General features: G+C 70.6%; 14 protein-coding genes. 2 read left to right on the top strand and 12 right to left on the bottom strand.

The genetic code is table 11. The features are described from left to right. Positions 1–96: 96 nt before the first annotated feature. Both ACFXB5_RS07540 and ACFXB5_RS07535 read right to left on the bottom strand, forming a co-directional pair. On the bottom strand, positions 97–1,290 hold the full coding sequence (locus tag ACFXB5_RS07540; protein WP_385203688.1) for an alginate lyase family protein: 1,194 nt from the start codon (positions 1,288–1,290) through the stop codon (positions 97–99). 155 nt (positions 1,291–1,445) lie between these two features. Continuing rightward, on the bottom strand, positions 1,446–2,111 hold the full coding sequence (locus tag ACFXB5_RS07535) for a DUF4097 family beta strand repeat-containing protein (protein WP_385203871.1): 666 nt from the start codon (positions 2,109–2,111) through the stop codon (positions 1,446–1,448). 62 nt (positions 2,112–2,173) lie between these two features. On the opposite strand from ACFXB5_RS07535, the gene ACFXB5_RS07530 reads away from it, so the two are divergent. After that, positions 2,174–2,767, top strand: coding sequence for a MarR family transcriptional regulator (locus tag ACFXB5_RS07530; RefSeq protein WP_385203868.1), 594 nt, complete (start codon positions 2,174–2,176; stop codon positions 2,765–2,767). Between the two features lie 47 nt (positions 2,768–2,814). Here the strand turns inward: ACFXB5_RS07530 and ACFXB5_RS07525 are convergent, their stop codons facing one another. Further along, entirely contained in the window at positions 2,815–3,429 is a 615-nt protein-coding gene (locus ACFXB5_RS07525; RefSeq protein WP_385203685.1) for a dihydrofolate reductase family protein, read from the bottom strand. A 188-nt stretch (positions 3,430–3,617) separates the two neighbouring features. On the opposite strand from ACFXB5_RS07525, the gene ACFXB5_RS07520 reads away from it, so the two are divergent. Continuing rightward, complete coding sequence (locus ACFXB5_RS07520) at positions 3,618–4,220, top strand: TetR/AcrR family transcriptional regulator (RefSeq protein ID WP_385203682.1); 603 nt, start codon at positions 3,618–3,620, stop codon at positions 4,218–4,220. Positions 4,221–4,308: 88 nt separating this feature from the next. On the opposite strand, the gene ACFXB5_RS07515 is transcribed toward ACFXB5_RS07520, so the two are convergent. From ACFXB5_RS07515 to ACFXB5_RS07475, 9 genes are all read right to left on the bottom strand, one after another. After that, positions 4,309–5,166 (bottom strand): class I SAM-dependent methyltransferase, encoded by an 858-nt coding sequence (locus ACFXB5_RS07515; protein ID WP_385203679.1) that lies wholly within the window; start codon positions 5,164–5,166, stop codon positions 4,309–4,311. A gap of 35 nt (positions 5,167–5,201) precedes the next feature. After that, the gene (locus tag ACFXB5_RS07510) at positions 5,202–5,546 is read right to left on the bottom strand and encodes a glyoxalase/bleomycin resistance/extradiol dioxygenase family protein (RefSeq protein ID WP_201850208.1); all 345 of its coding nucleotides are present in this window, start codon (positions 5,544–5,546) and stop codon (positions 5,202–5,204) included. A gap of 1 nt (position 5,547) precedes the next feature. Next, positions 5,548–5,727 (bottom strand): ribbon-helix-helix protein, CopG family, encoded by a 180-nt coding sequence (locus tag ACFXB5_RS07505; protein WP_201850206.1) that lies wholly within the window; start codon positions 5,725–5,727, stop codon positions 5,548–5,550. Between the two features lie 107 nt (positions 5,728–5,834). Then, the gene (locus tag ACFXB5_RS07500) at positions 5,835–6,524 is read right to left on the bottom strand and encodes a siderophore-interacting protein (protein WP_385203675.1); all 690 of its coding nucleotides are present in this window, start codon (positions 6,522–6,524) and stop codon (positions 5,835–5,837) included. 122 nt (positions 6,525–6,646) lie between these two features. Beyond that, positions 6,647–7,234 carry a CoA transferase gene (locus tag ACFXB5_RS07495; protein ID WP_385203672.1) on the bottom strand — a complete coding sequence of 196 codons (588 nt, stop codon included), beginning with the start codon at positions 7,232–7,234 and terminating at the stop codon, positions 6,647–6,649. Next, a complete protein-coding gene (locus ACFXB5_RS07490; RefSeq protein ID WP_385203669.1) occupies positions 7,200–7,670 on the bottom strand; it encodes a hypothetical protein in 471 nt (156 codons plus the stop codon). Before ACFXB5_RS07490 ends, ACFXB5_RS07495 begins: the two co-directional genes overlap by 35 nt. After that, positions 7,651–8,076: a hypothetical protein gene (locus ACFXB5_RS07485; protein ID WP_385203865.1), complete on the bottom strand. Its 426-nt coding sequence runs from the start codon at positions 8,074–8,076 to the stop codon at positions 7,651–7,653. The genes ACFXB5_RS07490 and ACFXB5_RS07485 overlap by 20 nt, the downstream gene beginning before the upstream one ends. 145 nt (positions 8,077–8,221) lie before the next feature. After that, a complete protein-coding gene (locus tag ACFXB5_RS07480; RefSeq protein WP_385203666.1) occupies positions 8,222–8,392 on the bottom strand; it encodes a hypothetical protein in 171 nt (56 codons plus the stop codon). Between the two features lie 42 nt (positions 8,393–8,434). Continuing rightward, positions 8,435–8,722, bottom strand: coding sequence for an enoyl-CoA hydratase-related protein (locus tag ACFXB5_RS07475; RefSeq protein ID WP_385203663.1), 288 nt, complete (start codon positions 8,720–8,722; stop codon positions 8,435–8,437). Between the last annotated feature and the right edge of the window lie 2 nt (positions 8,723–8,724).

Raw genomic sequence — 8,724 nt, 5'->3', positions numbered from 1 at the left:
CGCGGGGGGGGCCCCCCAACGTGTGGGGGTCCTGGCCCCCTGCCCCGCCCCCCCCCCGCCCCCCGGGGCCCGGGGGGGGGCGGGGCCATCGCCCGGTCAGGACGGGTTGTCCGCGTGGGTGAGGGTCGTCCAGGCGTTGAAGTAGTTGTCCGTGCCGGACGGGCGGTGGGCCTCGGTGTACTTCTGGGTGTTGGACATGGTGATGCCGAGTCGGTTGTGGAGGGCGTTGTAGCCGACCTCGGTGACCTCGTCGAGACCCTTCTTGACGGAGCCGCCGCACAGCCAGGAGGGCACGGCGGTGCCGTTCTCGTAGGCGGTGTGGAAGCCCAGCGCCTGTCGCAGCCGGTCCTGGATCTTCGGGTAGAGGTCCTGGCCCTGGATGCGGCTGGTCTCCGCGACATCGGCGATGGAGGCGAGGCCCCAGCCGGTGTGCCCGAAGTCGCGGCAGGTCTCCTGGGCGAGGCCGTCGGCGAAGGTGTCCTGGCCCTGCCAGTACTTGATGATCTCGGCCTCGGTGTCGATGCTGCTGTTCGCGGGCGGCTTGGGCAGGTCGCCGTCACTGGTCAGGTAGATGTACGCCGGGACGCGGGCGAGGTAGGTGCTGACCGCCTTGTCGTAGGCGGTGCGGTCCTCGATGAAGACCGCGATGCCGATGGCCGCCTCGGTCATCACCAGTTCCCAGTTGCCGTTCTTGGTGGTGGCCGAGCCGTTGCTCACCTCGGGGAGGTACACGTTCCGCAGCATGGTGGCGAAGCGTCCGGCGCCCGACCAGCCGCCGTCGTAGGTGTACTTGATGATCTCGGCGGCGCGCGGCCAGGTGGCACCGGACCAGCCGGACTGGAGCGGGGCGTTGCTGTTGGTGTGATCAGTGATCGTGGAGGACCAGGCGTCCATGATCTCGATCGACTTCTTGGCGTATCTGCTGTCGCGGGTGAAGTACCAGGCGAGCGCGTCGGTGTACGCCGCGATGGCGTCCTGGCGCTCCTCGGTGCACCCGTGGTTGGGGTTGGACGACGAGCCGCACTCCACGACGGCGCGCGGTTGGGGGGTGCGCGACAGCGAGGCGTAGGAGCTGCCCAGCATGTCGTCGTAGGCGGCCTTCCATGGCTGCTGGCCGGCCTGCACCTTCGAGCGGGCGTAGTCGAGTTGGGCCCGGCTCACCAGCACCCCGGGATGGGTGAAGGCGGCCGGAGCGGCCGTGGCCCGTGGGGCCGGTCCGCTGAGCTGAAGGCTCAGCAGACCGGCCAGCAGGGCGAGAACACTGAGTAACGCGGTTCTGGTTCGTGCCATCCGATGACCTCTTCTGTTCATGGATGAGAACACAGTTCCCACATACGGACAGGATGGCCTGGACCATAAGGACAGCTCGCGAACATGTCAATGCCTTCGGACGCCGGCCGGGAAGTCCTTTGCGAGCCCGGCCGGGAAGCCCTGGTTCCGCTCCTTCAGAGGCTGCGTGCGGTGATGTCGCCGCGGGAGGTGGTGGCGCGGATGTCGAGTTCGGCGGTGCCGTCGTTCTTGAGGGCGTTGCTGATGCGGCCGTAGCCGGTGTCGGCGTCCAGGGCGGCCGAGACGCCGACCGCGGCGCCGACCGAGATGTCCCCGGACTGAGTACGGAGCACGACCCTGCCGCGCACCGCCTCGGCGATCCGGATGTCGCCCCGCGCGGTGCTGATCTCCGCGGGGCCGCCCAGCCGGCCGACCTCGACGTCGCCCTCCAGTGCGGTGAGACGGACACTCGCCGCCTCGTCGATCTTGATCTGGCGGTACGCGCCGTCGAAGGCGACGTCACCGAGGCGGCCGACACCACGGAGCTCGGAGGCGGCGGCCTTGACCTCGACGCGGGAACCGGCGGGCAGTTGCACGGTGACCTCCAGGGATCCGGAGGAGCCGATGAGCTGGTTCTTGGACTCGGGGGCGTGGATCCGCAGAACGCCATCGGCGTAGGCGACGGTGGTCTGCTCGGCGGCCTGGACATCGCGGCCCTTGGCGGCGTTGGCGGGCAGGACCTCGACGGTGGTGTCGGCGCGGTCGGCGGCGATGAACTGGACGCGTCCGGCGGGAATGGCCAGGACGGCGCGGATCGGGGCGGGGGTGTCGAACTTCGGCATCATGCTCTCCTGTGCTCTCTCATTGTCTCGACCGTCCGACCCCGACGATCACGCGTGAGGTGATGCGCAATGGCGGCCCCACCGCCTACCGCGCCGACCTGGCCCACCGCGCCACCGAACGCCGCGCCCACCGGCGCAGGCCCGCCTCCTCGCGCGGATCGGCGTCAGTCCCCCAGCCACACGGGCGCGACGCCGAGGCCGTGGCCGAGTACGAGGAGACGCTCACCACCGTCCTCATGGCCTCGGGTCTGCCCAAGATGACGGCCCGGGTGCTGACCTGCCTGTTCACCACAGACGCGGGCAGCCTCACCGCGTCCCAGCTCGCCCAGCGCCTCCAGGTCAGCCCGGCGTCCATCTCCAAGGCGATCGCCTTCCTGGAGAGCCAGAGCCTCGTCCGCCGAGAACGCGACGAGCGCCGCCGCGACCGCTACGTCGTCGACGACGAGCTCTTCTACCAGGCGACGATCGCCAGCGCCCGAGCCAACGACCAGCTCGTCGAAACCGCACGCCAAGGCGTCGCCGTCCTCGGCCCCCACACCCCCGCCGCCGCCCGTCTGGAGAACATCGCCCGCTTCCTCGACTTCATCAGCGAAAGCATCACCCGCGCCGCCGAACAGGCCCGCGAAGTCCTCCACACCAATCGCGAAACAACCTGAGACGCGGTTCCGCGACGAGGTCGGACGCCGCCAGAGGACGTCGTAGATCAGAGGACGTCGTAGATCAGATGCGTCGCGGTCGTTGTCGAGGTCACGCTCCGCTGGACCAGTGTGCGCGGCGTTCCACCGGTGAACAGTGGCGTCCCGGCGCCCAGCACGACGGGCGCGAGGTGCAGCGACAACACGTCGACCAGCCCGGCCTCGATCGCCGAGCCGACCGTGGCGCCGCCGCCCATGAGGACGACGTCGAGGTCCTTGCCGCTGTCCGCCGACGCCGCCTCGGCGCGCTCGCGCGCGGCGGCGACGGCGTCGGAAAGACCGGTGGTGACGAACGTCCAGTCGAGGTCGGTGAGCCGCACCGACTCCGGCGGCGAGCTCGTCACCACGACGAACGCGGGCTTGCCGACCTCGGCGGCGCCGTAGCCGATCGTGTCGTCCCAGCCGTCTGGCCCGTCGACCACGTCGAAGAGCCGGCGGCCGAGTACGACGGCGCCCGAGCGGACGGTCCCCTCGCGCAGGACCCGGCGGTCGTCGGGGTCGTTGGAGAACGCCCAGGTGTGCAGGGCCTCGCCGCCGGCGCCCAGGGCGCTGTCCGGGCCGGGGTCGGGCCCGGTGACGAAGCCGTCGAGGGAGACCGAGATGTCAGCGATGATTCGAGTCATGTCAGGGCAGACCCGATCCGCAGCCCGAACTCATCGCACGCGCCGGATCCCCTCTTCGCACGACGTCCCGCACCTCGCCCTGGGACGTCCCGCACTTCGCCCTGGAACGGGAACCCGGGCAGCGGGACCGGTTCGCGATCATCACATACTTGTCGGTCAACACGCAAGTTGCTTGTTAAGGTATCCGCATGGGAACCACTCGCCGCACCCAGCAGGAACGCCGCGCCCAGGCCGAAGCCGCGCTGCTCAACGCCGCCGCCGAACTGGTCGTCGAGCACGGCGTACGGTCACTGACGCTGGCGCGGGTCGGCGAACAAGCGGGGTACAGCCGCGGGATCGTCACCCACCACTTCGGGTCCAAGCAGACCCTGATCGAGCGTCTGGCCCGCACCACGCAAACCGGCTTCGTCCCCGGGCTCGCGGACCTCCCACCCGGACTGGACCGGCTCCTGCGACTGGTCGACGGCTATATCGGCGCCTCCGGGGGCGCCGGAACGATGAACCGGGCCTTCCTGCTGCTGTGGGCCGAAGCGGCCACCGCGTCCGAACTGGCCCCGATCTTCCGCGAGCGCGACGAGGCATTCCGCTCCGACCTGCGCGTCGACGTCACCGCCGGGATCGCCGACGGCGACGTACGCCCGGACATCGACCCCGACGACGTCGCCATCGCGGTCCTCGGACAGCTGCGCGGGATCGGACTGCAATGCCTTCTCGACCCCCGCGCCGTCGACACCGCACGGCTGCGCCACACCGTCACCGACTACTGGCGCCAGGCGTTGCGTGTCCCATAAAGCGCACGAGTCGCGCCGGAAGGGCACGAGTCGCGTCTGAAGGGTATGAGCCGCGTCGCCGTGGCGGGACGCCGTCCGGCCGTGCGAGTCAGGTGGTGGCCAGCAGCAGGTCTTCTCCGCTCGATGGGCGGAGGCCGTCGGTGCGATCGGCGAAGTAGCGCTCGGCGAGCGAAGCTCCCGACACATGCCGGACGTCCTCGAAACCGGCTTCGCGGGCCAGTGCCAGCATCTCGGGCGGTTTGTAGAAGCTGATGAACGGCGTTCCGGATGCTTGCGCGCCTTCCATGCTCGCGCGGAAGCCGGGGCGGTCGGCGTCGTCGAGAAGTTCGATCGGCAGCAGGAAGGTCATGGCGAGCGTCGAGCCGGGGGCGAGCCCGGCGATCTGGCGCAGGGTGGCCGCGATGGCGTCTTCGGTGAGGTACATGGTGACGCCGGTGGAGACGATGACCGCGGGTCTGCCGGCGTCGAAACCGGCCGCGGCCAGCTGCTTCAGCCAGTCTTCGCTCGCCTCGAAGTCGACGGGCACCAGGTGCAGCCAGTCGGGGACGCCGTAGCCGAGTTCGTCCAGGCGGTGGCGTTTCCATGCCTGCGGGCCGGGCTGGTCGACCTCGAAGACCCGTACCCGGGAGGCGGTCTCCGGCCTGCGCTGGGCGAAGGTGTCCAGGCCGGCTCCCAGGATGACGTACTGGGTGACGCCGTGGTCGGCCCGCTCGGCGATCAGGTCCTCGATGAAACGGGCGCGGGCCACCATGGCCGCCCGGAACCCTCTGGTGGCGTCCGGGTCCATGTCGGGGCGGCGGCGCCAGTCAGCGTCGGGGGCCGCCAGCCGCAGGCCGATCTCGTCCTCGAGGACATGCGGCGGTGGGTCGGCCTGGACATGCATCGCCCGCCAGAGGGCGGTCCGTACCGCGGTACTGTCCGGCGCCCCGGTCTCCTCGTCCACCACGGTGTTCCCCTTTCGTCGCGGTCAGCCCGTCGCGGTCAGTTCTTGCCGGGGGCCTGGAGGTTCCACAGGCGTCCGTCGGGGTCGCGGACGGTCATCTCCCTGGTCCCGTAATGGGTGTCCTCGAACGGCGTGACCACCTCGACGGCGGGGTCGGGACGGAACCCGTCCGCGTCCGCCACCTTCAGCACGATCCGCGTCTGGGGCTCCCGATCCTCGGGGACCTCGGAGATGAAGACGTACGGCCCGTCACCGTTGCGGAGCCGGCCGGAGTTGTGGTCGGTCTCGAACTCCAGCTCGTACCCCAGCGCCTGGAAGAACCTCGCCGACTTACCCCAGTTGTGGGTCGTCAGGAACACGGCCTCGATTCCTTCGGTCGCCATGTCAGCTCTCCTTCTCGGTCGATCGCTGTTCGTCCCCATGGGCGTCGTCGAGATAGGCGCGCAGCGCGTCGGCGACCAGCGCCGACAACGACATGCCCGACTCGATGGCGTGGTACTTGACCTGCTTGATCAGCTCGATCGGCAGGTACACGTTGAACTGCTTGACTTCCCTGTCACCCACGAGTGCGATGCTAGCATCCTAGCAAGCTAGGAGACGATGGGCGTGGCCATGGCGAACCACCCCGACCCGGCCCAGGGCGCCGCAGACCGACGGCGGACCTGTCCGCCCTACTCCAGCCCGCGCTTCCCAGGCGCCCAGAACGGCTTGGTGAGCACCGCGCGCCGGTCCCAGCCCGCCTCCCGGACGAGCACCTGCCGCACCCGCTGCACGGTCCGGGCCTCCCCCGCGACGTAGGCGATCCCGCCCGGCTCGGGGGCGAGGCGCCGTACCGCGTCCGGGAGTGAAGTGCCGCCCCTGGTAAGCCAGTTGAGGCGGTCCGAATGGGGCAGCGGCAGCCGGTCCGCGGCCGTCTCCGTCTCCACGCAGCCGGAGACGCGCGCCCCGGGCGGCAGTGCGGCCAGCATCGCGCCGAAGGCGACGGACGCCGTCTCCTCCCCGACGAAGACATGATGGGCGGCCTCGGACCGGAGCGTGAACGACCCCTCGGGTTTGCCCAGCCGCACCCGCGCGCCGACCTCGACACCGCCGCCCCAGCGCGCACCCGGCCCGGCTCCGACGTGGTCCAGCACGCACAACTCGACGGCGCCGGAGGGGTCGTAGCGCCACACGGAGTACGTACGACGGGTCAGCCCGGAGCCGACCAGGACGCGCACCTGCTGCCCCGGGCGGACGTCGAGCCCGGCGAGGGCGTCACCCTCGATGCGCAGCCGGCGCATACGGGCGGCGATCGGTTCGGCCTCGGTGACGGTGCCGCGGAGCATCAGCAGATCCAGGACCGGGTCAAGCAGCGTGGGCATGGGAGTGCTCCTCGGAGAAATCGGGGGCGCGCGGGGGGAGTTGGACGGCCACGGCCGACCAGAACGCGATAGTACGCGTTCTCGATTGAATGCGATAGTGCGTGACTTGGCCACGACCCGGGTCATGCCGGACGTGCCGACCCCAGGACGTCGGCCGTGTGCTGGCCCAGCAGCGGCGCGGCGGCCGACGGCTGGAGGATGCGTCCCGCCGCTTCCAGGGGCAGGCCCGCGTACTCGTGTGTCCCGGCTTCCGGATGCGTCAGGGGGGCGAACCATCCGCGCTGCCTGAGCTGTGGGTCCTCAAACAGGTCCCGGCCGTTGTGCACGGGCGCGGCGGGGACGCCGGCCCGCTGGAGACGGGTGGCCAGGCGCGTCTTGTCGTGTTCGCGCGTCACCTCCGACAGGCGCCGCGCTATCTCCTCCGCCTTCGCTTTCCGCGCCGTCGTTTCCGCCAGCGACGTGTCGCGGGCCCAGTCGGTCCAGCCCAGTTCCGAGCACAGCGCGGTCCACTGGTCCGCCGTGGTGGCGAGCGGCCCCGACCAGGCCGTGGTGAAGTCCACCACGCGCGTACCCCGCAAAGGCCGCTCGCCGGGTTCCGCCGTCCCGCCCGCGGGCCGGTCGAGCGTGGGGAGGGCGGCCGGTACGTCGCCGCTCGCGCCGCGTGCGGTGCCCGGCTCATAGCTCGCGGGCCGCCACAGCGGGCCCAGCACGAGGTGCTTCCGGCCCTGGAATTCGGCGTGCCGCCAGAAGTCCCTGCTCAGCAGCTGCGGGTCGGTTCTGAGCTCGGTCGGGGTGCGGACCGGGGAACATGACCAGCCGGTGGTCCAGTGCGGCCTGGAGCAGGGCTTCCCGGCTACGGCCTCGTGCCCGCTCCTGGATCCGTGCGAAAGCTGACGGGATGTCTCGCATGAAGTCGGACCACGAGGAGGACGACGGTGAGTCGACCAGACCGTCGGCGCCCACGGCGGTGAGCAACTCGTTCAGCCGACCCTCCATGGCGAAGGCGGTCATCCAACCGTCCGCACAGCGGATGCGGCCCTTGGGCCGGTTCAGCTCGCCGCGCTGTGCGATCGTCGCGCTGTAGGCCCATTGGACGGCGAAGTTCTGTTCCATCGCGGCCGCCGCCTCATGCACCGCGACCCGCACGATCAAGCGGTGGGCGCCCGGCCAGGCCCGTGTAGTGCATGGACCCGGAGAGCGCCTGGTGGATGAGTTCCGATCCGTGCCAGTCGCGGTAGGGCCCCTGGTCGGCGAAGTCGGTGGCGACCGCGACCAGTGCGTGCCGGGCCAGACCGGCGGCGATCGCGGCTTCGCCGTGGTCGGACACCACCACGACGTCGATGTCCCGCGCGCACTGTCCCAGGGCGCTCTCCCAGCCGTCCGTGGGACAGGGCTGGACCGACTTGGTGTGGTTGAGGTGCAGGTCCATGCCCGGGGACGCGCCGGCGGGTGTCGACGGGCGGCGCAGCAGAGTGACGGCCGCCCCGTGGTCGGCGAGCAGTCGGGCGGCGAGTTGACCTGCGATGGTGTCCGACACGTCCATGACGCGCACTCCCCGGAAGGGAAGGCGGTCCGCCGGCTCGCGCCGGCCCGGGTCGGCTGGACCATCCGTGGGAAAGTCGACCTTCACGGTCGGTGTCTCCGTTCTGGTGAGCGGCGGGTGAGGGCATCTCACCGCCGGCTTGGCGCCTGTCGTCCTACTTGCCGACGAACACGGCGGGCCGCTTCTCCAGGAATGCCCCTGCGGCTTCGGCGGCGTCCTGGGTCTCGGCACAGCGGGAGTGCCTGACCGCCTCGTTGTTCAGCGCCCGCTCGAAGCTGACGTACTCGCTCTCGACGAGGTTCTGCTTCGTCAGGCGCAGCGCCACCGGTGCGGAAGCGGCCAGGTCCTCGGCTACGGCGCGGACGCGTTACAGGAGCTGTTCGGCCGGCCAGACCTTCGAGACCAGCCCGATACGAAGCGCCTCCTGGGCGTCGCACGGCTCGGACAGCAGGTACTTCTTTCGCGCCCGCCCGATCCCGATGATCCGCGGCAGGGTCCAGATCCCGCCGAAGTCGCCGGACAGCCCGGCGCCCCGGAAGGCGGCGTTGAAACGGGCCCGGTCCGCGGGACGGTTGAGTGTCACCAGGGCAACCCCGGTGCTGTCGATGCCGCTGGTCACCAGAGTGGACACCGTCATCTCCTCGTCGGTCTTCATTG

This window comes from Streptomyces sp. NPDC059455 (genome assembly GCF_042750115.1).
GTDB lineage: Bacteria > Actinomycetota > Actinomycetes > Streptomycetales > Streptomycetaceae > Streptomyces > Streptomyces endocoffeicus.
Note: the sequence above shows the minus strand (reverse complement) of the source record. Positions and strands in the feature narration are given on the sequence as shown.

Excerpts from the sequence above, each read along its gene's own strand:
- ACFXB5_RS07540 (WP_385203688.1), bottom strand. The coding sequence starts at position 1,290 with ATGGCACGAACCAGAACCGCGTTACTCAGTGTTCTCGCCCTGCTGGCC.
- ACFXB5_RS07535 (WP_385203871.1), bottom strand. The coding sequence starts at position 2,111 with ATGCCGAAGTTCGACACCCCCGCCCCGATCCGCGCCGTCCTGGCCATT.
- ACFXB5_RS07530 (WP_385203868.1), top strand. The coding sequence starts at position 2,174 with ATGCGCAATGGCGGCCCCACCGCCTACCGCGCCGACCTGGCCCACCGC.
- ACFXB5_RS07525 (WP_385203685.1), bottom strand. The coding sequence starts at position 3,429 with ATGACTCGAATCATCGCTGACATCTCGGTCTCCCTCGACGGCTTCGTC.
- ACFXB5_RS07520 (WP_385203682.1), top strand. The coding sequence starts at position 3,618 with ATGGGAACCACTCGCCGCACCCAGCAGGAACGCCGCGCCCAGGCCGAA.
- ACFXB5_RS07510 (WP_201850208.1), bottom strand. The coding sequence starts at position 5,546 with ATGGCGACCGAAGGAATCGAGGCCGTGTTCCTGACGACCCACAACTGG.
- ACFXB5_RS07500 (WP_385203675.1), bottom strand. The coding sequence starts at position 6,524 with ATGCCCACGCTGCTTGACCCGGTCCTGGATCTGCTGATGCTCCGCGGC.
- ACFXB5_RS07475 (WP_385203663.1), bottom strand. The coding sequence starts at position 8,722 with ATGAAGACCGACGAGGAGATGACGGTGTCCACTCTGGTGACCAGCGGC.